Origin of the sequence: Streptomyces sp. NPDC020299, from assembly GCF_044387825.1 — a bacterium.
Classification (GTDB): domain Bacteria; phylum Actinomycetota; class Actinomycetes; order Streptomycetales; family Streptomycetaceae; genus Streptomyces.
Genome location: NZ_JBIRWL010000007.1, coordinates 54951 through 77214, shown reverse-complemented (window position 1 = coordinate 77214; position 22264 = coordinate 54951). Strand labels below are relative to the sequence as shown.

The 22264-nt window shown below is 72.7% G+C and carries 21 protein-coding genes; 8 read left to right on the top strand and 13 right to left on the bottom strand.

Annotation, left to right across the window (positions count from 1 at the left end):
- Positions 1 to 16 precede the first annotated feature (16 nt).
- Positions 17 to 1012: a helix-turn-helix domain-containing protein gene (locus ACH45E_RS19340; protein ID WP_361442865.1), complete on the top strand. Its 996-nt coding sequence runs from the start codon at positions 17 to 19 to the stop codon at positions 1010 to 1012.
- A 19-nt stretch (positions 1013 to 1031) separates the two neighbouring features.
- Here the strand turns inward: ACH45E_RS19340 and ACH45E_RS19335 are convergent, their stop codons facing one another.
- From ACH45E_RS19335 to ACH45E_RS19325, 3 genes are all read right to left on the bottom strand, one after another.
- Positions 1032 to 2093, bottom strand: coding sequence for a Zn-dependent alcohol dehydrogenase (locus tag ACH45E_RS19335; protein ID WP_361442862.1), 1062 nt, complete (start codon positions 2091 to 2093; stop codon positions 1032 to 1034).
- Between the two features lie 13 nt (positions 2094 to 2106).
- Positions 2107 to 3249 carry an acyl-CoA dehydrogenase family protein gene (locus tag ACH45E_RS19330; RefSeq protein WP_361442859.1) on the bottom strand — a complete coding sequence of 381 codons (1143 nt, stop codon included), beginning with the start codon at positions 3247 to 3249 and terminating at the stop codon, positions 2107 to 2109.
- A gap of 105 nt (positions 3250 to 3354) precedes the next feature.
- Positions 3355 to 4269 (bottom strand): SDR family NAD(P)-dependent oxidoreductase, encoded by a 915-nt coding sequence (locus ACH45E_RS19325; protein WP_361442856.1) that lies wholly within the window; start codon positions 4267 to 4269, stop codon positions 3355 to 3357.
- A gap of 85 nt (positions 4270 to 4354) precedes the next feature.
- On the opposite strand from ACH45E_RS19325, the gene ACH45E_RS19320 reads away from it, so the two are divergent.
- On the top strand, positions 4355 to 5290 hold the full coding sequence (locus ACH45E_RS19320; protein WP_361442853.1) for a cyclase family protein: 936 nt from the start codon (positions 4355 to 4357) through the stop codon (positions 5288 to 5290).
- Between the two features lie 307 nt (positions 5291 to 5597).
- On the opposite strand, the gene ACH45E_RS19315 is transcribed toward ACH45E_RS19320, so the two are convergent.
- The 4 genes from ACH45E_RS19315 to ACH45E_RS19300 all read right to left on the bottom strand — a co-directional run bounded on the left by ACH45E_RS19315 (position 5598) and on the right by ACH45E_RS19300 (position 9800).
- Entirely contained in the window at positions 5598 to 6056 is a 459-nt protein-coding gene (locus ACH45E_RS19315) for an ATP-binding protein (RefSeq protein ID WP_361443818.1), read from the bottom strand.
- Between the two features lie 509 nt (positions 6057 to 6565).
- Entirely contained in the window at positions 6566 to 7456 is an 891-nt protein-coding gene (locus ACH45E_RS19310; RefSeq protein ID WP_361442850.1) for an acyl-CoA dehydrogenase family protein, read from the bottom strand.
- Positions 7457 to 7463: 7 nt separating this feature from the next.
- A complete protein-coding gene (locus tag ACH45E_RS19305; RefSeq protein ID WP_361442847.1) occupies positions 7464 to 8597 on the bottom strand; it encodes an acyl-CoA dehydrogenase family protein in 1134 nt (377 codons plus the stop codon).
- Between the two features lie 6 nt (positions 8598 to 8603).
- A complete protein-coding gene (locus tag ACH45E_RS19300) occupies positions 8604 to 9800 on the bottom strand; it encodes an amidohydrolase family protein (protein ID WP_361442844.1) in 1197 nt (398 codons plus the stop codon).
- A gap of 110 nt (positions 9801 to 9910) precedes the next feature.
- On the opposite strand from ACH45E_RS19300, the gene ACH45E_RS19295 reads away from it, so the two are divergent.
- Positions 9911 to 11428: an AMP-binding protein gene (locus tag ACH45E_RS19295; RefSeq protein ID WP_361442841.1), complete on the top strand. Its 1518-nt coding sequence runs from the start codon at positions 9911 to 9913 to the stop codon at positions 11426 to 11428.
- On the opposite strand, the gene ACH45E_RS19290 is transcribed toward ACH45E_RS19295, so the two are convergent.
- Positions 11407 to 11919 carry an EF-hand domain-containing protein gene (locus tag ACH45E_RS19290; protein WP_361442838.1) on the bottom strand — a complete coding sequence of 171 codons (513 nt, stop codon included), beginning with the start codon at positions 11917 to 11919 and terminating at the stop codon, positions 11407 to 11409. The genes ACH45E_RS19295 and ACH45E_RS19290 overlap by 22 nt on opposite strands.
- 155 nt (positions 11920 to 12074) lie before the next feature.
- On the opposite strand from ACH45E_RS19290, the gene ACH45E_RS19285 reads away from it, so the two are divergent.
- Positions 12075 to 12605: a hypothetical protein gene (locus tag ACH45E_RS19285; protein WP_361442835.1), complete on the top strand. Its 531-nt coding sequence runs from the start codon at positions 12075 to 12077 to the stop codon at positions 12603 to 12605.
- 28 nt (positions 12606 to 12633) lie between these two features.
- Here the strand turns inward: ACH45E_RS19285 and ACH45E_RS19280 are convergent, their stop codons facing one another.
- Positions 12634 to 13002 (bottom strand): STAS domain-containing protein, encoded by a 369-nt coding sequence (locus tag ACH45E_RS19280; protein WP_361442832.1) that lies wholly within the window; start codon positions 13000 to 13002, stop codon positions 12634 to 12636.
- A gap of 384 nt (positions 13003 to 13386) precedes the next feature.
- On the opposite strand from ACH45E_RS19280, the gene ACH45E_RS19275 reads away from it, so the two are divergent.
- Together ACH45E_RS19275 and ACH45E_RS19270 are read left to right on the top strand one after the other, a co-directional pair.
- Positions 13387 to 13968, top strand: a complete 582-nt coding sequence (locus ACH45E_RS19275) for a sigma-70 family RNA polymerase sigma factor (protein WP_361442829.1) — start codon at positions 13387 to 13389, stop codon at positions 13966 to 13968.
- On the top strand, positions 13950 to 15281 hold the full coding sequence (locus ACH45E_RS19270) for a maleylpyruvate isomerase N-terminal domain-containing protein (protein WP_399041184.1): 1332 nt from the start codon (positions 13950 to 13952) through the stop codon (positions 15279 to 15281). The genes ACH45E_RS19275 and ACH45E_RS19270 overlap by 19 nt, the downstream gene beginning before the upstream one ends.
- Before the next feature lie 74 nt (positions 15282 to 15355).
- On the opposite strand, the gene purU is transcribed toward ACH45E_RS19270, so the two are convergent.
- Complete coding sequence (gene purU / locus ACH45E_RS19265) at positions 15356 to 16240, bottom strand: formyltetrahydrofolate deformylase (RefSeq protein WP_361442823.1); 885 nt, start codon at positions 16238 to 16240, stop codon at positions 15356 to 15358.
- A 61-nt stretch (positions 16241 to 16301) separates the two neighbouring features.
- Complete coding sequence (locus tag ACH45E_RS19260; RefSeq protein WP_361442820.1) at positions 16302 to 16802, bottom strand: hypothetical protein; 501 nt, start codon at positions 16800 to 16802, stop codon at positions 16302 to 16304.
- Between the two features lie 117 nt (positions 16803 to 16919).
- Between ACH45E_RS19260 and ACH45E_RS19255 the strand changes: the two genes are divergently transcribed.
- Positions 16920 to 18230, top strand: a complete 1311-nt coding sequence (locus ACH45E_RS19255; RefSeq protein WP_361442817.1) for an ABC transporter substrate-binding protein — start codon at positions 16920 to 16922, stop codon at positions 18228 to 18230.
- A gap of 15 nt (positions 18231 to 18245) precedes the next feature.
- Here ACH45E_RS19255 and ACH45E_RS19250 read toward each other — a convergent pair whose 3' ends face one another.
- Both ACH45E_RS19250 and ACH45E_RS19245 read right to left on the bottom strand, forming a co-directional pair.
- Entirely contained in the window at positions 18246 to 19739 is a 1494-nt protein-coding gene (locus ACH45E_RS19250) for a hypothetical protein (RefSeq protein WP_361442814.1), read from the bottom strand.
- A gap of 201 nt (positions 19740 to 19940) precedes the next feature.
- Positions 19941 to 21326: a transcriptional regulator gene (locus ACH45E_RS19245; RefSeq protein WP_361442811.1), complete on the bottom strand. Its 1386-nt coding sequence runs from the start codon at positions 21324 to 21326 to the stop codon at positions 19941 to 19943.
- 252 nt (positions 21327 to 21578) lie between these two features.
- Here ACH45E_RS19245 and ACH45E_RS19240 point away from each other — a divergent pair, with 252 nt between their 5' ends.
- Complete coding sequence (locus ACH45E_RS19240; protein ID WP_361442808.1) at positions 21579 to 22244, top strand: bifunctional DNA primase/polymerase; 666 nt, start codon at positions 21579 to 21581, stop codon at positions 22242 to 22244.
- The last annotated feature ends 20 nt before the right edge of the window (positions 22245 to 22264 follow it).

The window sequence follows — 22264 nt, the reverse complement described above, 5'->3', positions numbered from 1 at the left end:
TCGCTAGGATCGGGCCATGGAAACGGCCACCGGCTTCCGCCCGCACCGCGTCGTCGTCCTCGCCCTGGACGGCCTGCTCCCCTTCGAGCTGGGCATCCCGCACCGCATCTTCGGCCGCCCCAAGGACGGCGAGGGGCGGCTCCTGTACGAGGTCGTGACCTGCTCGGTCCGGCCGCCCGGCCCGGTCGACACCGACGCCGACTTCGCCATCCACGTCGCGCACGGCCCCGAGGCGCTGGCCACCGCCGACACGGTGATCGTCCCGGCCTCGTACGAGCTGGGCCCGGTCTTCGAGGAGGGCGTGCTGACCGGGGAACTGGCCGCCGCGCTCGCCCGGGTCCGCCCCGGCACCCGGCTCGCCTCCATCTGCACCGGCGTCTACGTCCTGGCCGCCGCGGGCCTCCTCGACGGCCGTCCCGCCACCACGCACTGGGCCGACGCCGACCGTTTCCAGCGCCTCTTCCCGCACATCCAGGTGGACCCGGACGTGCTGTTCATCGACGACGGCGACGTCCTCACCTCGGCGGGCGTCGCCGCCGGCATCGATCTGTGCCTGCACATGGTGCGCCGCGACCACGGCACGGCGGTCGCCAACGAGGTGGCCCGCCGTACGGTCGTACCGCCGCACCGCGACGGCGGGCAGGCGCAGTACATCGAACGGCCGGTGCCCGACCCCCAGCAGGCCACCACGACCGGCGCCCGCGCCTGGGCGCTGGGCCGGCTGCACGAGCCGATCCAGCTGCGGGACATGGCCGCCCAGGAGTCCATGTCGGTACGGACCTTCACGCGCCGCTTCCGCGAGGAGGTCGGCGTCAGCCCCGGCCAGTGGCTCACCCAGCAGCGCGTCGAGCGGGCCCGGCACCTGCTGGAGTCCACCGGCCTGTCCGTCGACCAGGTGGCCCGGGACGCCGGGTTCGGCACGGCCCAGTCGATGCGGCAGCACCTCCAGGCGGCGCTGGGGGTGACGCCGACGGCGTACCGGCGGACGTTCCAGACAGTGGTGGGAACGTAAGCGGTAGGACGGTGCGCGGTCAGAAGGTGAGCACCGCCCGCGCCACCCGCCCCGCCTCCGCGTCCGCCCGCGCCTTCTCGAAGTCCTCCACCGGGTAGGTCGCGGTCACGAGTTCGTCGAGGAGCAGCTCGCCCCGGCGGTACAGCTCGGCGTAGAGGGCGATGTCGTGCTGGGGGCGGGAGGAGCCGTAGCGGCAGCCCAGGATCGACTTGTCCAGGTACATCGAGGAGACCAGGAAGGACGCCTCCGCGGTGGCCGGGGGGACGCCGAGGAGGATCGCCTGGCCCTCCCGGTCGAGGAGGTCGATCGCCCGGCGGATCAGCTCGATACGGCCTACGCATTCGAAGGCGTGGTCGGCCCCGGTGGGCAACAGCTCCTTCGCCCCTTCCGTCGAGGTCAGGAAGTCGGTGGCGCCGAACTGCCGGGCCACCGCCTCCTTCGCCGGGTTGTTGTCCACGGCCACGATCCGCAGGGCGCCCGCGAGCCGCGCGCCCTGGAGGACGTTCAGGCCGATCCCGCCGGTGCCGATCACCACGACGGTGTCCCCGCGCTCCACCCGGGCACGGTTGAGCACGGCCCCCACCCCGGTCAGCACCGCGCACCCGATGAGCGCGGCGGAGGGCAGCGGGATGTCCTTCGGGATGCGGACCGCCTGCACGGCCTTCACCACCGTGCGCTCGGCGAAGGCGGAGTTGGACGCGAACTGGTACAGCCGTTCGGCAGAGGTGTCCTCGCCCCTGGTGAACGGCCGCCCGGGCCGCCCGATCGCCTTCCGGCACATCGTCGGCCTGCCCCGGTCGCACTCCGCGCAGGTGCCGCAGTTGGCGAGCGTGGACAGGGCCACGTGGTCGCCGGGCGAGACATGCGTGACGCCCTCGCCGACCGCCTCCACCACCCCGGCGCCCTCGTGCCCCAGGACCACGGGGACGGGGAAGGGGATGGTGCCGCTCAGCACCGACAGGTCGCTGTGGCACAGCCCGGCCGCCGAGATCGCCACCCGCACCTCGCCGGGCCCCGGATCCCGTACCGCCAGGTCGTCCAGGACCCGCACCTGCTCACCGTCGAACACCACACCGCGCATCGCTCGAGCCCCCTCAGCCCTTCGGTTCCCTCGGCAGACCGAGCACGCGCTCGGCGATGATCGTGCGCTGCACCTGGTCCGAGCCGCCGTAGATGGTGTCGGCCCGGGAGAACAGGAACAGGTGCTGGAACGCGTCCAGTTCGTACGGCGCCGACGGCGACCAGTCGGCCGGGCCGGCGCTCGCCGCCGCCCCGCGGACCGCCATCGCCAGCTCCCCGAGCCGCTGGTGCCAGCCCGCCCACAGCAGCTTGGCCACACTCGGTGCGCCCGGATCGCCCGAACCACCGAGCGTGCGCAGGGCGTTGAAGCGCATCACCCGCAGCTCGGCCCACTGCCGGACCAGACGGTCCCGTACGACGGGATCGTCGGCGGCGCCGGTGTCGAGGGCCGCACGGACGACCCGCCCCAACTCCTCGGCGAACCCGATCTGCTGGGCGAGCGTCGACACCCCCCGCTCGAAGCCGAGCAGGCTCATCGCCACCCGCCAGCCATCGCCCTCGCCGCCCACGACGTGCTCCACGCGTGCGTGTGCCCCGTCGAAGAAGACCTCGTTGAAGTCGCTGGTGCCGGTCATCTGCCGGATCGGCCGCACCTCGATCCGGCCCGGCTGGTCCATGGGCACGAGCAGGAAGCTCAGCCCGTGGTGGCGGCGGGAGGCTGGGTCGGTACGGGCGAGCGCGAAGCACCAGTCCGCCTCGTGGGCGAGGGAGGTCCAGATCTTCTGCCCGGTGATCCGGTAGGCCGATCCTTCCCGTACCGCCGAGGTGCGCACGCCCGCCAGATCGGACCCGGCCCCCGGTTCGCTGTAGCCCTGGCACCACAGCTCCTCACCGGCCGCTATGGGCGGCAGGAAGCGCGCCTTCTGCTCGCCGGTGCCGTGTGCGATGAGAGTGGGCGCGAGCAGGTTCTCCCCGATGTGCCCGGACCGCGCCGGCGCCGCCGAGCGTGCGTACTCCTCGGCCCAGACGACCTGCTGGGTGAGCGTCGCCGTCCGATTCCCGTACCCGGACTCGGCCCACCCGAGCCCGATCCAGCCGGCGGCGCCGAGGGTACGTTCCCAGGTCCGGCGGTCGGGGACATGCCCTGCGTGCTCAGCGAGCCAGGCGCGGGCCTCGATCCGGAACTCATCGTCATCGGAGGTGAATTCAAAGTTCACGGACGTCTCCTTTTGACGCCGGTCACGTCAGCCCACCCAGGGACGCGAGGAACTGCGCGACAAGCCACAACAAACCCGCAGCCGCCAACGACCGCACCACCCGAGCTACTGGGCGTTAGGCCGAGAACCATCCCGCGCCGCCCTCTCCATCGCCTCCAACCGCGCCAGCATCGGCATGGGATCAACCCCCACCGAACCCGGCAAGAAGTCGGCAAGCGCCCCCGGCGTCCACCCGCCCTCCCGGTAAGCCGAGCGCAGCTCACGCGGCTGAGCCCAGACCGCCAGCTTCGGCCCCGCGATCGTGTAGACCTGCCCCGTGATCCCCTGCTCCCGGGCCCGCTCGGACAGCAGGTAGACGACCAGCGCGGCCACGTCCGCCGGCTCCCCGATCTCCTTGAGCTCCGTCGGAACACCCGCGGACATCCGCGTACGCGCGACCGGCGCGACCGCGTTGGCGGTGACCCCGTACTTGTGCAGACCGAGCGCCGCGCTGCGGACGAGCGAGATGATGCCGCCCTTCGCGGCGCTGTAGTTGGCCTGGGACACGGACCCCTGGTGGTTGCCGCTGGTGAAGCCGATGAGCGTGCCCGACTTCTGCTTGCGCATCACCGCGGAGGCCGCGCGGAACACGGTGAAGGTGCCCTTGAGGTGGGTGGCGAGGACCGGGTCCCACTCGTCCTCGGTCATGTTGAACAGCATGCGCTCGCGCAGGATCCCGGCCACGCAGACGACCCCGTCGAGGCGCCCGTACGCCGACAGGGCGGTGTCGACGACCCGCCCGCCGCCCGCCATGGTGGAGATGTCGTCGGCGACGGCGACGGCCTCGCCGCCGGCCGCCTCGATCTCCTTGACCACGGCGTCGGCGACCTCGCTGGTCGGTGAGGTGCCGTCGGTGGCGACCCCGTAGTCGTTGACGACGACCTTCGCGCCCTCGGCCGCCGCCGCGAGGGCGACCGCCCGCCCGATGCCCCGTCCGGCGCCGGTCACGGCGACGGCCTTGCCTGCCAAGAAGTTCCCCACGCCCGGCCCCTTCCCGCGGTTTCTGACGGTCCGTTAGATTTTATGGCGCGCCGGACGCGAGGAGACAAGCCCCGGGAGGACCGAGATGTCACTGGCCGCGCTTCATCCCGAGTTCCACGACATCGCCAAGCGCGTGAACAACTGGGGGCGCTGGGGGGCCGACGACGAGATCGGCACCCTGAACCTGATCACGGACGAGGTGGTGCGCGAGGCGGCGGCCACCGTCCGCAGCGGGCGCCGGGTCCCGCTCGCGCTGCCGCTGAAGGAGGACGGCGTGCAGACCGGGATGATCCCGGGGCGGGTCAATCCGCTGCACGCGATGGTGCAGATCAACCAGGAGCTGTTCGGCCCGGGGACGGTGGCGTGCAGCGACGACGCCGTGACGATGGGGCTGCAGGCGGGCACCCACTGGGACGCGCTGACCCATGTGTCGCACTCGGGGAGGCTCTACAACGGCCGCCCCGCCGGCTCCGTCACCGCGCACGGCGGGGCCGAGTTCAGCGGCATCGACAAGGCGCGGCACATCGTCTCGCGCGGGGTGCTGCTGGACGTGGCCCGCGCGCGCGGGGTGGACCGCCTGGAGGGCGGGCACGCGGTCACCCCGGAGGATCTGGAGGCGGCGGAGGAGTTCGCCGGGACGCGGGTGCGCGCGGGGGACGTCGTGCTCGTACGGACCGGGCAGGTGCAGGTGTATCTGGCGGGCGACAAGCACGGGTACGGCTATCCGTCGCCGGGGCTGTCGGTGCGTACGCCGGAGTGGTTCCACGCGCGGGATGTCGCCGCGGTCGCCAACGACACCCTCACCTTTGAGATATTTCCGCCGGAGATAGAGGATTTGTGGCTGCCGGTGCACGCCCTCGATCTGGTGGAGATGGGGATGCTCCAGGGGCAGAACTGGAATCTCGAAGAGTTGTCCACAGCCTGTGGAGAAGTCGGCCGGTACGCGTTCCTGCTGTCGGCGATGCCCGAGCCGTTCGTCGGCGCGACCGGTACGCCCGTGGCACCCGTCGCCGTCCTCTGACGCGGGTGAGGCCTCCGGCTGGCGGCGCGCCGGCGCCCGCCCCGAGCGCGGTCCCGCACGCCGCCATCCGGCTCCGACCCACACTCGCCGAGGGCCACGTCCCCCAAGGCCCTCGCCGTCCCCTCGCGGCGAATCGATGGACACAAGCGTGATCAGAGCGTCACGACGCGTCAACACCCGTACGGGGATTTATTGCTTACGCCCGATTCGCGGCTGACGCACGCGGAGGCACACGGATGCACACCCGGCGCATCACGCCGGGCCGCGGCGGGGCGGTGAAGCCCGTCCGCACCCCCGTGCACCGGGACTACACCGCCTCGAAGGCGAACCCGTCGAACGCCGTGAGCCCGTACGTCACCGCCGCGGCCCGGCCGGGCTCCTCGCAGCGGTCCAGTTCGCACCAGATGCGCTTGCCGGCGCCTTCCGTGCTCCAGCCCCAGCGGTCGGCGAGGCCGTCGACGAGGGCCAGACCCCGGCCGCCGGTGGCGTCGTCGTTCGCGCACCGGGGTACGGGGGCGCGGGTGCTGGTGTCGGCCACCTCCAGGCGCACGGTGGCCGGGTCCGCCGCCGCGCCGGGCAGGAAGAGCCGCAGCACGGCCGGGCACCCGGTGTGCACCACGGCGTTGGTGACCAGCTCGGAGACGAGCAGGATCAGGGTCTCGGCGAGCGACTCGTCGCCCGCCATCCCGGACCCGGCGAGCCGCGAGCGAGCCCATCTTCTGGCCCGACCCACCTCCGCGGGGTCGGGCCGGATCTCCAGCTGCACTTGAAGCACCTGCACCGCTCACACCATCCGAACCGGCGGACACATGACCCCGCACCACGCGAACGCCACGACGAGGGTCGCGACGAGCACCACGACGGGGGCCACGATCGTAGCCATTTTCTGCATGGCCAGAACAACGGCCAGAGCAGGGGTCACGGAACGTGATTCCCTTGGAAGACAGCATGGTTGACGTACAGTCACCTCAACAAGCGCTTCGGGCATATTCCAGCGCGAAGGAGTACGTGTACGGCATACTGTGCGACGGTCATCCCGGAGAGTCGAACAAGCCGGTTGCGAGGCCGCCTTGGGGGCCTCGTCGGCACGGTTCGAGCTCTGGGCCACTCGCATCCCACACAAGGTACCGGAGCGCTCACCGACTCCGAGGGGTGACGAGTGACGCGCAGGGCGCACCCCGGTGTCGACGCTCCGTGATCACGTTACGCCACGATCCGTGACATCTCCCGGCCGGCGGTACGCCGACCTCCCAGCGCAGGCGCCTTGCGGCCGCTTCAGGCAAGGAGATCGACGGCGAGCAGTTCCTCACTCTCCGTGACGCCACCGGCACGTTGGGCTCGCACCCACGTTCGCTTCAGATGGAGATGCACCTCTGCTTCCCAGGTGAAGCCCATCCCGCCGTGCACCTGGAGGCAGTCCCGGGCGCCGCGCAGAGCCGCCTCGTCGGCGAGCAGCCGCGCCGCCGCGATGTCCACGGGATCGGCGGTGACGGCCGCCGCGTACACGGCGGCCCGGGCGGTCTCGGCCCGGACCAGCATCTCCGCGCACAGGTGCTTGACCGCCTGGAAGGCCCCGACGGGCTGCCCGAACTGCTTCCGCGCCCGGGCGTGTTGCACCGCCAGCTCGCACACGCGCGCGGCCGTGCCCAGTTGTTCGGCGGCGGTGAGGAGCACGGCGACGGGATCCGGCGCGCGGGCCCCGGGAACCCCGGCAACTCCGGGAACTCCGGGCACACGGTGCAGCGGTGTCAGCGGGTCCGCCGACCGCAGGGGTACGGCCCCGGAGGCGTCCCCGAGCACGGTGTCGGCCTCGGCCAGCCACTCCACCAGGCCGCCGTCCACGGCGGTCACCACCGCCTCCCCGGTGGCCGCCCCCGGCACGGTCCCGGCCGCGAGATGGGTGGCCGCCAGCGGGCCCGGCAGCAGCGCCCGCCCGGCCTCCTCGAAGGCCAGCACCGCCTCGGGCAGGCCCGCCCCGGCCCCGCCGTCCGCCTCGGGCAGCCGCAGCGCGAAGAACCCGGCCTCCCCCAGCTCCCGCCACAGCGCCCGGTCGAGGCCGGGCTCCGCGACCGCCGCCCGCAGCGCCCCCGCATCGAAGCGCCGGGCCAGCAGTCGCCGTACGCCGTCCCGCAAAGCGCGCTGCTCATCGGTCAGTTGGAATCGCACACCCGGTTCACCGTCCCTTCGGCAGGCCGAGGATCCGCTCGCCCACGATGGTCCGCTGGATCTGCGAGGTGCCGGCCGCGATGGTGTACGACAGGGAGGAGAGCCGGTCGAGCACCCAGGGCCGGTCGAGGTCGAGGCAGTCCGGGCCGAGGACGTCGGCCGCGGTGTCGTACAGCTCCTGACGCGCGTGCGAGTACCGCAGTTTGAAGACCGAGCCGCCGACCCCGGGCACCCCGCCGCTCGACTCGGCCTCGCTGACGTTCCACTGCGTCAGCCGCCACAGCGCGCGGAACTCGGCGTTCAGCCGCCCGAGCCGCCGCCGCAGCACCGGATCGTCCCAGCGACCGTTCCGCCGCGCCTCGTGGGCCAGTTCACCGAGCACCCGGCGGCAGGCCACCACCTCTCCGACGAACGCCGTGCCGCGCTCGAAGGACAGCGTCACCATGGTCACCCGCCAGCCGTCGTTCTCCCCCCCGACCCGGTTGGCGGCCGGCACCCGCACCTCGTCGAGGAACACCTCGGCGAACTCCGCCGACCCCGCGAGCGTCCGCAGCGGCCGTACGGTGACGCCCGGTGCGTCCATCGGCATCGCGAGCCAGGTGATGCCCTTGTGCTTGGGCGCCTCCGGGTCGGTGCGGACCAGCAGTTCGCACCAGTCGGCGACTTCGGCGTGCGAGGTCCAGATCTTGGACCCGCTCACCACGTAGTCGTCGCCGTCCCGCCACGCGCGCGTGCGCAGCGAGGCCAGGTCGGACCCGGCCTCCGGCTCGCTGAACCCCTGGCACCACACCTCCTCGCCGCGCAGGATCGGCGGCAGCCAGCGCGCCCGCTGCCCGGGCGTCCCCTCGGCGGCGATCGTCGGCCCCGCGTGGAGCAGCCCGACGAAGTTGGCGCCCACGTAGGGCGCGCCGGCCCTCTCGGTCTCCTCCAGGAAGATCAGCCGCGTGGTCGGCGAGGCGTCCCAGTGGACGTCGGCGTACCCGGCGTCGTACAGCATCCGCTGCCAGCCGAGGTCGTGGGCGCGGCGGGCCGGCCAGTCGTCCGGGGAGGGCTTCGCGGGGAGTGTGGGCAGCACCTTGCCCAGCCAGCCCCGCAGCCGGGCCCGGAACTCCTCCTCCTCGGGCGTGTACGTCAGTTCCATGGGCGGCTACTTGTCGAGGTCCAGGGAGAGCATGCGGATCGCGTTGCCCCGCATGAGTTTGTAGACCGTGTCGTCGTCGAGGCCCTTCACATGGTCGAGGGCGACCTCCTTGGTGTGCGGGAAGGTCGAGTCGACGTGCGGGTAGTCGGTCTCGAAGGTGGCGTTGTCCCGGCCGACGACGTCGAGGGACGCGACGCCGTGCTTGTCGCGGAAGAAGCAGCAGAAGATCTGCCGGTAGTAGTACGTGGAGGGCGGCTCCGGGATCAGGTCGCGCACCCCGCCCCAGGCCCGGTGCTCCTCCCACACGTCGTCGGCGCGCTCCAGGGCGTACGGGATCCAGCCCATCTGACCTTCGGAGTAGGCGAGTTTGAGCTGCGGGAACTTCACCAGGACCCCGCTGAAGAGGAAGTCCATCATCGAGGCCATGGCGTTGTTGAAGGACAGCGAGGCCTGCACGGCGGGGGGTGCGTCGGGGGAGGCGGCGGGCATCTGCGAGCTGCTGCCGATGTGCATGTTGACGACCGTCCCGGTCTCCTGGCAGGCCGCGAAGAACGGGTCCCAGTAGCCGGAGTGGATGGAGGGCAGGCCGAGGTGGGTGGGGATCTCGGAGAAGGTCACCGCCCGCACCCCGCGCTCGGCGTTGCGCCGGATCTCCGCGACGGCCAGTTCCACGTCCCACAGCGGGATCAGGCACAGCGGGATCAGCCGCCCGCCGCTGTCCCCGCACCACTCCTCGACCATCCAGTCGTTGTAGGCGCGCACACAGGCCAGCGCGACCTCCTTGTCGTGCGCCTCGGCGAAGGTCTGCCCGCAGAAGCGCGGGAAGGTCGGGAAGCAGAGGCTGCCCTCGACGTGGTTGAGGTCCATGTCCTTCAGCCGTGCGACGGGGTCCCAGCAGCCGCGCCGCATCTCCTGACGGGTGATGCCCTCCAGGGTCATCTCGTCCCGGTCGAAGCCGACGGCGGCGATGTTCCGCTTGTACGGGAACTTCAGGTCCTCGTAGATCCACCAGTCGGTCGGCGGACCGTCGGGGTCCATCGTGATCTGGTACTTGCCGCCGACGTAGGCGAGCTCGCCGATGCCGGCGGTGAGCGGCCGGGGGCCGCGGTCGCGGTACTTGGCCGGCAGCCAGGTCTCGAAGAGGTGCGCGGGCTCGATCACGTGGTCGTCGACGCTGATGATGCGGGGCAGTTCGGTCGCCATGGGTCCCCTCCGCCGGGCGGTGCCTGTCGGTGCCTGTCGGACGATACTTATCTGATGGTTCGTCAGATAGCATGGCAGCTGACGAGTCGTCAGCCAAGCAGGGGGCACACGTGAACGAGACCCCGCATTCCCTGAGTTCCGCCCGCACGCTGTGGGAGCTGGTCGACCGGCGCGCCCGGCTCACCCCCGACCGCCCCGTGCTGCTCCAGGGCGACCGGGCGCTCACCTTCGCCGGGCTGCGCGAGGGCGCCGAGCGGGTGGCGGCGGGCCTGTACGGCATGGGCGTACGCCCCGGCACGGTGGTCGCCTGGCAGCTGCCCACCCGGATCGAGACGGCCCTGCTGTCCTTCGCGCTGGCCCGGCTCGGCGCCGTACAGTCGCCGGTCATCCCCTTCTACCGGGACCGGGAGGTCGGCTTCGCGCTGCGGGAGTCGAGGGCGGAGTTCTTCGCGGTGCCGGGGACCTGGCGGGGGTACGACCACACGGAGATGGCGCGGCGGCTCGGCGCGAAGGGGGTCTTCGAGGCGTACGACGATCTCCCCGACGGCGATCCGGCGGTGCTCCCCGCCCCGCCCGCCGAGGGCACCTCCGTGCGCTGGATCTACTGGACCTCGGGCACCACCTCCGACCCCAAGGGCGTGCTGCACACGGACCGTTCGCTGATCGCGGGCGGTTCCTGCCTCGCGCACGCGCTGCACCTCACGGCGGACGACGTGGGCTCGATGGCCTTCCCGTACGCGCACATCGCCGGCCCCGACTACACGGTGATGCTGCTGCTGTACGGCTTCCCGGCGGTGATGTTCGAGCAGTTCGCGCTGCCGGACGCGCTGGCGGACTACCGCCGGCACGGGGTGACGGTGGCCGGCGGGTCGACGGCGTTCTACTCGATGTTCCTCACCGAGCAGCGCAAGCGGCCGGGGACGAAGGTGATCCCGACGCTACGGCTCCTCGCGGGCGGCGGGGCCCCCAAACCGCCGGACGTCTATCACGCCGTGGTACGCGAGATGGGCGTGCAGCTCACCCACGGGTACGGCATGACCGAGGTGCCGATGATCACCATGGGCTCGCCGGACGACACGGCTCAGAACCTGGCGACGACGGAGGGGCGGCCCCCGGCGGAGATGGAGATCCGGATCGCCGACGGGGAGGTGCGGCTGCGCGGCGAGGCCGTGTGCCGGGGGTATCTGGACCCGGCGCAGACGGCGGAGGCCTTCGACGAGGAGGGGTTCCTGCGCACGGGCGACCTCGGGCATCTGACCGGCACCGGGCACCTCGTCCTCACCGGGCGCCGCAAGGACGTGATCATCCGCAAGGGGGAGAACATCTCGGCGAAGGAGATCGAGGACCTGCTGCACGGGCATCCGGCGGTGGGCGACGTGGCGGTGATCGGACTGCCGGACGCCGAGCGCGGGGAGCGGGTGTGCGCGGTGGTCGAGCCGGCGGCACAGCCCCCGGGGGCCGGGGAGCTGACGCTGGCCGCCGTCACCTCGTATCTGCGCGCGGAGGGGCTGTCGGTGCACAAGCTGCCGGAGCAGCTGGAGGTGGTGGACGCCCTGCCGCGGGGCGACACCCTGCGGAAGGTGCTGAAGTACAAGCTGCGCGAGCGCTATTCGGGGACGGTGAAGTAGCGGGCGAAGGCCGGGACGATCTCCGCCTCTCCCACCTTGCCGTCGCCGTCGGCGTCGAGGCCCGCGGCGACCGTCCCCGCGAGGTCCTGCGGGACGCCGAACACCCGCAGTACGCGCGCGGTGTCGGTGACGGTGGCCGCGCCATCCCCGTCGGCGGCCACCACGCCCAGGGCCGCGTGCAGGAAGGGGCGGGCGATCTCCGCGAACCGCTCCGGGTTGTCCCGCAGCCGCTTGACCGCGCCGGTGACGAACTCCTCGCGGTCGATGCGCTGGTCGCCGTCCCGGTCCGCGATCCCCGCCATGCCCTGCCAGAACGCCTCCGCCCCGGCGTACAGGGCCTGTCCCTTGTCGGAGCGGGCCGTCACACCGAACTCGGCGAGCAGTGCCTTGGCCGCGCCGCTGAAGTCCAGCCCGTCGATGTATCCGTTGCCGTCCTGGTCGAAGGTGGCGAAACGGGCGGCGATCCTGCGCTCGTACTCGGTGCTGACCATGTCTTTCGGTCCGCCTTACTCACGTGGGGGTAGGTCCGGCTCGGAGCGTACGACGCCGCGGGGCGTCCGGGCGCGCGAAAGTGAGGATCGCACCAAGACCGGGGCAATTCCGGGACAACAATGTGGCAGTGTCGCGATGTGGTCCACTGTCCGTCGTGGAGGCAGTGGCGGCGAGCGTCGTAGCGGTGCTGGGGACCCTGCTCGGCGCGGGGATCACCCACCGCTTCCAGCAGCGCGGGGCGGAGCGGACGGAGCGGTTCACGCGCGAGGAACGGCTCAGACAGGAGCGCATGGACGCGTACTGCGCGTTCGCCGGGGCGCTCCTCAACTACCGCCGGACGGTCGTGCACCGGTGGTACTGCGAGCACGAGGGGCGCGGCGAGGACGAGATCAGGGAGACCCGGCTCAGGGCCTGTGTCACCTCCCCGGCCAGGCGGCGCGCGCCCGGCCGGGGAGGTGACACAGGCCCTCAGGGCTATGACCTGCGGTCCGAGGCCCAGGAGGCGCTCTTCCGGGTGCAGATGCTGACGTCGGACGAGGCGCTGGTGGAGCGGGCGTGGCCGGCGTTGTGGCGGATCGACGAGGTGCACAGGGCGCCCGACCGCGGCGAGCTCGACGCGCGGCGCGACGTGACGCGGGCGCTGGTCAACCAGTTCGTCGGGGCGGCCAAGGAGCGGCTCGGCTGAGGTCGGGGCCCGGATCGGGCGGCCCGCCTCAGGCCGAGAGCGGCTCGTCGTCCACGGCCGCCGCGATGTCCGGGTAGACGTCGAACAGCCGCCGTACGCCGAGCGCGCCGAGGACCCGGTTGACGTGGGAGCCGTCGACGGCGCCCTGGGCCGGGAGGATCAGCCGCAGCGTGCCCTGGCAGGAGCGGAACAGGCGGCGGGCCGCGATGAGCACGCCGACGCCGCTGGAGTCGCAGAAGAAGACGTCCGAGAGGTCGAGGACGAGCGCGTGGTGGCCCTCGGCCACCGCGTCGTGCACCCGCTGGCGCAGCACCGGCGAGGTCATCAGGTCGAGTTCGCCCGAGACCCCGAGCACGGCCCACTCACCTCGTTCGACGCCGGTCACCTTGAATGCCACGGCATGCCCTCCGCTCACCGGATCTCCCGGAACCGCCCGGAGCCCCCTGGACCCATCAGAAACCGGAAGCAATTCCTACGCTTCTTTCCGCGCGGCTGCCCAGCGGCCGTTCCCGGAAACCCCGAACGCCAAACGACAGGCGGTCGGTAAGAGACTTGTTTCGGTCACCTCCGATCCTGTTCGATCGGAGGTGGTCAGAGCGTGCTCATCGCGTGTTCGCTGAGTGGAGGTCGCGTGAGATACGGCGAAGGTCCTCTACCACCTGCGGGTCGCCCGGGGGCGCACATTGGCACAAAGGGGCGTGCGTCCTCCGACGTGCCGACTACATTCGAGGACACGGTGGATCCAGGCTGGACACCCGCACAGGGAGGGGGAGAGGGCCGGATGGCCAACAAGGACGCGCCACCCCGCTGGGACCGCAGGATGCAGCAGCGGCTCGCCCGCGGCGAGGCGGCCGCCCTCGGCGAGCTCTACGACCGGTTCGCCTCCCTCGTGCACGGCCTCGCCCACCGCGTCCTCGGCGACGAACGGGCCGCCGACACCATCACCCGCGAGGTCTTCGCCCACGTCTGGGAACACCCCGACACCTACGACCCCCGACAGGGCCCCCTGCGCACCTGGGTCGCCACACTGACCCACCGGCTCGCCGTGCAGCGGCTGCGCGCCACCGAGACCGCCGCGCTCACCCAGGGCACAGCCGGCTCCCCGGAGGACTTCACCGAGGAACTGGAACGCAAGGTCCGGCACGCCTCGGTGGCCGCCCGCGCCGACTACATCGTCCACTCCATGCCCGCCCCGCTGCGCGCCGCCCTGGAACTGGCCTACGTCCAGCGCCGCGACTACCGCCAGACCGCCACCGACCTCGGCGTCACCGAGGACGAGGCCCGCCGCCGGCTCCGCCTCGGCCTGCAACTGCTCTCCACCGCCCACGACGCGGCGCCGCCCGGATACGGGGGCACGGTGTGACGGGCTTCGACGAGTACGACGGCACGGGCGCCGGCGACGGCGAGGGCGGCACCGGACCCGGCGGCAAAGGACCCGGCCCCGCCCCGGAGCCCCCGCGCATACCGCTGCCCCGCGCCTCCGTCGAGGACAGCGGGCTGCCGTTGCCCGAACTGGACGCGCTCCCGCCCCTGCCGCCGGAGCTGCCGCACGACGTCCTGAAGTCGCTCCTCGGGGCGTGGGCGCTGGCCGCCTGCTCGGCCGCGGAGACGGCGGCCGTCGAGGCGCACCTGGGCGAGTGCGGCCCGTGCGCGGAGGAGGCGCTGCGGCTGCGCGAGGCGGTGGGCCTGCTGCACCAGCCCGAGAGCCTCGACCTGGACCCCGGGCTGCGCACCCGCGTCCTGCACAGCTGCCTGGAGCGGCGTCCGCCGCGCATCCCGGTGCCGGCGTGGGCGGCTCCGTACGATGCCGAGACCGCGCGCCTGGACGCCCTGCTCCAGGACTTCGGGGACGCGGAGTGGCATGCCCCGGTACGGCTGCGCTGGTTCACCGGGGACGCGCCGACGAGCCGCCGTACCACCGTCGCCGGGGTCATCGCGCATCTGCTGTCCGTCGACGGGCTGGTGGCCGTCGCGCTGGGCCTGGAGGACCCGCTGGCCGAGACGGACGCCGTCGCGGACGCCGCCGCGGACACCGGGCAGCCCGCCGGGCCCGCCGCCCGCACCGAGGCGTTCTGGCGTGCCTCCCGTTTCCCGCCCACCCGGGCCGTCCGGGCGCCGTGGCGCGACCAGAGCCACCACCTGGTGCGGACGGTCTCCTTCACCGGCGGCGGCACCGGGGAACGCCCCGTCCCCTACGGTGACTTCACGCTGCCGCTGCACGACGCCATGCTGGACCGGGCGTTCGAGTGCTGGGTGCACGCGGAGGACATCGCGGAGGCCGTGGACTACCCCTACGGGCCGCCCGCGCCCCGCCATCTGCACGCGATGATCGACCTGGCGGCCCGCATGCTGCCCGCCGTCCTGGCCGCCCGGCGCCGCTCGGGCCTGGCCTCCCCCGCCGCCACCCGGCACCTGGTCGCGGCGGGCACACCCGGCCGCAGCCTGCGCCTGGAGATCGAGGGCCTGGGCGGCGGCGAGTGGCTGATCCCGCTCGACTCCCCCGCCGCGGTGGGCTCCGCCGAGCACGAGGTAGCCCATGTCGCCCTGGACGGCGTCGAGTTCTGCCGGCTGGCAGCGGGTCACGTCTCCCCTACGGAGGCGGCGGCGGGGCAGCTCGGGGACCGGGACGCGATCAGGGACGTTTTGTTTGCGGCGGCGTCATTGAGCCGGATGTAGGCAGTCAGCGGCACCCCGCGAGCGCGGGCGAGCGAAACCCGCCCGCCCCGCACCAGCACCGGACGCCCGGAAACCTATGCGAACACCACCGTCCGCCGCCCGTTGAGCAGAATCCTCCGCTCCGCATGCCACTTCACGGCCCGCGCCAGCGCCTGGCACTCCACGTCACGTCCGACGGCGACGAGCTGGTCCGGAGTCACGTCGTGGCCGACGCGCTCGACCTCCTGCTCGATGATCGGACCCTCGTCGAGGTCGGCGGTGACGTAGTGCGCCGTCGCCCCGATCAGCTTCACGCCCCGCGCATGCGCCTGGTGGTACGGCTTCGCACCCTTGAAGCTCGGCAGGAAGGAGTGGTGGATGTTGATGATCCGCCCGCTGAGCGCCTTGCACAGGTCGTCGGAGAGGACCTGCATGTACCGGGCCAGCACCACCAGCTCGACGTTCTCCTCGCGCACGAGCTCCAGCAGCCGCGCCTCGGCCTCCGCCTTGGTGTCCTTCGTCACGGGAATGTGGTGGAAGGGGATGTTGTAGGACCCCACCAGCTCCTCGAAGTCGGTGTGGTTGGACACCACCGCCGCGATCTCCACCGGCAGCGCCCCGGTCCGCGCCCGGAAGAGCAGGTCGTTCAGGCAGTGCCCGAACTTGCTGACCATGAGGACGCTGCGCATCTTCTCGTCGGCCTGGTTGAGCTGCCACTCCATGTGGAAGGAGTCACCGATCGCCGCGAAGCTCGCCCGCAGCTTGTCCACCGTCACCGGCGCCTCCGCCGAGAAGTGGACCCGCATGAAGAACAGTCCCGTGTCGTGGTCGCCGAACTGCTGGCTGTCCTCGATGTTGCAGCCGGTCATGAACAGGTAGCTCGACACGGCGTGCACGATGCCCTGCTTGTCCGGGCAGGAGAGCGTGAGGACGTACTGGGCGGTGGGGGCCGCCACGGCTCGGTTGGACTGCTCAGTCATGCCCCACAGGGTCCCATACCCGCCCTGTGCCGCGGACGGCCGTCCGCCCACCGGACCCCGGTTACGCGGTCCTCGTCATGATCCGCAGCACCTCCAGCGTGCGCGGCGGCGCGTCCGGGTCGTCGCCGTCGCTCGCCGCCATCCGGACATGCGCGTCCCGCGCCGCCCGCACCGCCTCCGGCCACGCGTGGTGGTCGACGTAGGCGGCCACCGGCGCGTCCGGCCCGACCTGGTGCATGATCCGCAGCACCCGCAGCACGGCCGTGTCGACCAGCGCCGCCTCCTGCGAGTCCCGGAAGATCGTCCCGACGTACTTCTCGGCCGACCAGTTGTCCAGCCAGGTGTCCTCGACCAGCCGGTACACGGCGTCGGTGACGTCGCCGTACCCGTCGACGCCCGCCAGCCAGACGTCCCGCTGGAACACCGGATCGGAGAGCATGTGCAGCGCCGAGCGCACGTTGCTGCGCCAGCGCCACCACGGCATGTCGTTCAGGGGCATGTCGCCCATGGTGGATGAGCGACGGCCGCGACGGGAAGAGTTCTCCGAACCTTGCACGGTCATCGATCGTACGTTCCCCGTCCCCGTGGCCTCACCGGCCCCCGCAATTCACCTCTGCGTCACCAACCGTTGACCGAGGATCACTCCCAGGTTAGCGGGGTGACGGAATCGTGCGGGGACATGACCGGCAGGCGACGTATCCGAAGTACCTCCCTCCGCTTCCTTCATCGACCCTTTCGAGCCACCGCGCTGTCCGCAGGCGCGCTGGCCGCCTGTGCGTCGCTGACCGCCGGATGCGGGGTCGTCCCCGGTGTCACGGGGGGCTCCGGGGACGACCCGGTCAAGGTCATGACCTGGGCGCCGGACGGCACCGACGCCACCAACAAACCGGGCATGCCCGCCATGGCCGCCGCCTACGCCCGCTGGATCAACGCCCGCGGCGGCATCGGCGGCCGCAAGCTGAAGGTCCTGACCTGCAACGACCACAACGACACCGTGGGCGCCGCGCGGTGCGCCCGGCGGGCGGCCGACGAGGGCGTGGTGGCGGTCGTCGGCTCCTACAGCCAGTACGGCGACTCCTACTTCGCCCCGCTGGAGGGCGCGGGCATCCCGTACATCGGCGGCTTCGGGGCGACGAACGAGGAGTTCTCCCGCTCCTACTCCTACCCCGTCAACGGCGGCCAGCCCGCGCTGCTGGCCGGTCTCGGCAGGGCGCTCGCCGGGAACTGCGGCCCCATCGCCCTGGTCCGGCCCGACAGCATCGCGGGCGACGAACTGCCGGCCGTCCTCGACGCGGGCCTGACGGCAGGCGGCCACGCGGAGGCGGGCGACCTGCTCGCGCCCGAGAACGCCACCGAGTACGACACCATGTCGGGCCGGGCACTGAAGGCGGCCACCGCCGACCCGGCGAAGAAGGGCTGCGTGGTGCCCGCGCTCGGGGACCGCAACGACACCTTCATGGACTCCTTCCGGCGCACCCGCGAGAACTACCCGGCGGTGCGCACCGCGACCGTCATGGGCAGCGTCGACCAGACGACGATCAACGCGACGGGCGGCACGTCGGGGCCGTACGAGGGGGCGTACATCACCGGCTGGTACCCGGTGGCCTCCGACCCGCGCTGGGACCGGATGAAGAAGGTGATCAACGAGGAGGCCTTCGGCGACAACCGCATCGACCCCGCGGACGCCGGAGTGCAGACCACCTGGATCGCCTACACCGTCCTGAAGGCCGTCCTGGAGCGGATCGGCACCGGCACCGTCACCGCCGACACCGTGCGGCGCACCCTCGACGACGGCATCAAGGTCGGCACGGGCGGCCTCACGCCCACCCTGGAATGGCCCCGGTCCGGCGAGCTCGCCGCCGTCGGGCTGACCCGGCTGGTCAACGCCGACGTGACCCTCCAGCAGGTCCGGGGAGGCCGGCTGGTCCCGGCGGGCAGGAGCGGGACCGTCGACGTGACCCGGACGCTGGAGAAGGCGAACATCGGCTGACGCCCGCCCCTCGGTTCACAGCTGGGTCGGCTGGCGCTGAGTGAGGCCGTACGTCTTCGCGATCGCGTTCCACAGCCCGGCGGCCTTGACCTTCTGCGCGCTGGCGGTGCCGCTGTCGCGGTTGGCCGCCTGGGTCTGGGCGGTGCCGCGGGCCTGGCCCTTCTTGCAGCCCTTGCGGCCCGAGACCTGGCCGGCCCACGCCGCGTAGTGGTTGTCGGCCGACGCCGAGGCCTGCCACGCCTTGGTGAGCGCGCTCGTCAGGTCGGCGTTGCCCGGCAGCTTGTCGACGGACAGCTTGGACAGCCGGGTGACGAGTTCGCCCCGCTGCCTGGCGGCGTCGCGCAGGTTGGACGCGGCGTCACCCAGGTTGTTGCAGGCCCGCACATTGGCCACCGCGTTGATCACCGAGGTGCGGCTGTTGCCGCTGTCGGCGAGCAGCTTGTCCAGGGCGACGGCCTGCTGCCGGGCCGGGTCGGTGCCGGCGGACGCGGAGCCCTCGGTGGCGGGCGCGGACGCGGCGACGGTCTTGTTGCCGTCCTTGTCGTCACCGCCGCCACCGCCGCCGAGCAGGGCACCGGCGCCGATGCCGAGCACGGCGATGCCGACGCCGATGGCCGCGATCAGCGGCACCCGCGATCCGGTACGGCCTCCCCGGCCGCCCCGGCCGCCGCCGTCGTCCGGACCCTGCGGGCCGTAGCCGGGCTCCGGCTCCTGGAAGCGCGGCAGCATCTGCGTGGCCCCGGCCGGGCCGTCGCCGCCCGCGGGACCGCCCGCGGCGCCGCGGAAGAGGTTGTCGAACTCGGCGGGCGGCTGCCGGTCCCCGCCGGGAGCGCCGGTGTACGGCGGTATGTACTGCGTGGCCTCGGCGTCCGGACCCGGCGCGGCGGGCTGCGAGTGGGTCGCCCGGCCCAGGTACCGGGTCTCCTCCGCTCCCGTCTCGGGCGGCAGCGCGCCCGGCACCACGGGCGGTATGTACTGGGTCGCGCCCTCGTCGGCCGGCGCGGGCGCGGACCCGGCGGCGACCGGCGGGAGGTACTGGGTGGCGCCCTCGTCGGCGGGCGGCAGCGGGGCGCTGTGCGCGCCGGGGCCGCCGTGGCCGTACGACGGCTGGGGGGCGGGGGCGCCGGAGCCGTAGGGCGCGCCGTACCCCTGGTGGTTCTCCGGGGGGAGCGGGCCCGCGGTGTTCGGGGCCTGAGATGCCTGGTCGGCCCAGCCGGCGGGCTGCTCCGGCGTCGGCCACTCCTGAGCGGGGGCCTGGGGCCAGGGCTGGCCCTGCTGGGGCTGCTGCTGGGGCGGTTGCTGGCCCTGCTGCTGCTCGGGGCCCCACGGCTGGCCCCAGGCCTGACCGCCGGACGGGCCGGCCGGGGGCTGGGCCGCCGGGGCGGCCGGGAGGGGTGCGGGTCCGCCCGTCATGCCCGGCAGCAGGGGTTCGCCACCGTCCGAGGGCAGCACGATGCCTTCGTGCGCGGGTCGCGCCGAGGGCTCCTCGCCCTGTCCACTCTGCGTCACCGGGACTCCTACGTTTGGGGGACCTTCGGAACGTCGGGTAAACGCTACCGGGTCCCCTGAGCCTGGTGCCACGCAGCTCAGGGCCTGACCTGCTGCCCTGTGACGGCAGTAACAAAACCGCCCCGCGGTGCGCTGTTGATGTGACCTCCCCCACGCGGCCGGCCTGTTCGCCGTCCGTTCACGCGCCCGCGGGGCATGCGTTCACGCGGCCTGCTGCAACTCCAGCCGCGCGCCGAACTCCCGTACCACCGCCTCCTCCCGGAACGGCTCCAGACGCTGCTGGAAGTCCTCCAGGTACTCCGCGCCGCGGTTGGAGCGGAGCGTCTCCAGGAGCTCGACCGCCTTCATGCCGGTGCTGCACGCCTGCTCGACCTCGCGCTGCTGCACCTGGGCCGTGGCGAGCAGCACATAGCCGATCGCCCGCCGTCGCGCCCGGGTCTCGGGATGCCCGGCGAGGGACTCCTCGGCGCACCGGGCCGCCGCCTCGGCCTGCCCCAGGTCGCGGTGGCAGTGCGCCAGCTCGTCGGCGAGATAGGCCTCGTCGAAGTGGGCGATCCACACCGGGTCGTCCCCGGAGTCGGCGTCGGCCTGCCCCATGGCCGCCACCGCCCGTCCGGACGCCAGCTGGGCGGCGCGCGCGTCCCCCAGCAGGGCGTGCCCGCGCGCCTCCGCCGCATGGAACATGGCCTCCGCGCGCGGGGTCACGCGACCCCGCGCCCCCTCCTGCGCCGCCCTCGCCAACTGCGCGATCTCCCGCGGGTTGCCGAGCTGTGCGGCGAGGTGGCTCATGGAGGCCGCGAGGACGTAGCCGCCGTAGCCGCGGTCGCCCGCCGCCTGCGCCAGCCGCAGGGACTGGATGTAGTAGCGCTGGGCCAGCCCCGGCTGCCCGGTGTCCACGGCCATGTACCCGGCGAGCTCGGTCAGCCGGGCCACCGCGGCGAACAGGTCGCGGCCGACGGCCTCCCGGTAGGAGCCGGCGAGCAGCCCGGAGACGACGCTGTTGAGGTAGTGCACGACCACAGGGCGCACGTGCCCGCTGCCGTACTGGTGGTCCAGGTCGGTCAGTGCCTGGGTCATCGCGCTGACGGCCGCCACGTCGGACTGCCCCACGCGCGGCCCCGCCGAGCGCGCCACCTGCGCGTCCGGCGCCGAGATCAGCCAGTCCCGGCTGGGCTCGACCAGCGCGGACGCGGCGACCGAGGAGCCGGAGAGGAAGTCCCGGCGGCCCACGTCACTGCGCCACAGCTCGCAGACCTGCTCGATGGCCCCCAGTACCGTCGGCGAGAACTGGAGACCCACGCCCGAGGCGAGGTTCTTGCCGTTGGCCATACCGATCTCGTCGATCGTGACCGTACGGCCGAGTTTGCGTCCGAGAGCCTCCGCGATGATCGCCGGCGCGCGCCCGCGCGGCTGCTGTCCGCGCAGCCAGCGGGCCACGGATGTCTTGTCGTACCGCAGGTCGAGGCCGTGCTCGGCGCCGCACATGTTGACGCGGCGGGCGAGCCCGGCGTTCGAGCACCCGGCTTCCTGGATGAGCGCCTGCAACCGTTCGTTCGGCTGCCGCGCGACGAGTGGCCTGGCGGCCATGCAGTACCCCCTGGCGAAGCGAAAGGATCCGGCCGGGAAGATCAATGCCCAGCGGACATACCGAAAATGCGAGGCATGCGAGGATTGCCGGGGTAAGAGTCCCCACCCCCACCCCTGGCTACCCAGCGCAAGCCCCGCTTCCTCCCGCGCGCCCCCGCACATGCACCCATGCGCCCCAGCCGGGGAATCGATGCTCCTCCCCCGCGCGCGTTACCCCCGTAACCACAGGTGGGTGCGGGAGTTGAGTGGGGCGTGGAAGAAACGATCGCGGGTGCCCAAGCCAGTCCGACTGCCGGTCAGATCCCCACGCAGCGCGGGGAGTCGCTGCTGGAGACCGCCGTTCGCTATGTCGAGGAACGTCACTGGGAAGTGTTCTCGGGTACCTGGCTGGAAGCCGTCGACGGACGGCAGCGCTGCTCCTGCGGGGACGCCGCCTGCCCTGCGCCCGGGGCGCATCCCGCGCGGCCGGACTGGGCGACGCAGGCGACCGGGAGCGTGACCGTCGCGCGCCGGATGTGGCAGAAGCAGCCGACGGCGTCGATCCTGCTGCCGGTCGGGCGGACGTTCGACACGCTGTCCGTCCCGGAGACCGCCGGGTTCCTCGCGCTCGCCCGGATGGAGCGGATGGAGCTGACCCTCGGGCCGGTGACCCTCGCCCCCGACCGGCGGATGCACTTCTTCGTGCTCCCGGGGGCCTCCGTGAAGGTGCCGGACCTGGTGCGCAAGCTCGGCTGGACCCCGGGGGCCCTGGACCTGGTCGCGCTCGGCGAGGGCGGCTACGTCGCCGCGCCCCCGACCCGCTTCGGCTCCCGGGGCGCCGTCCAGTGGGCGTGCCGGCCCACCCACGCCAACCGGTGGCTCCCGGACGCGGAGGAGCTGGTGTCGCCCCTCGCCTACGCCTGCGGACGCGACCGCTGACGCCACTCCCCCGTAGTGTT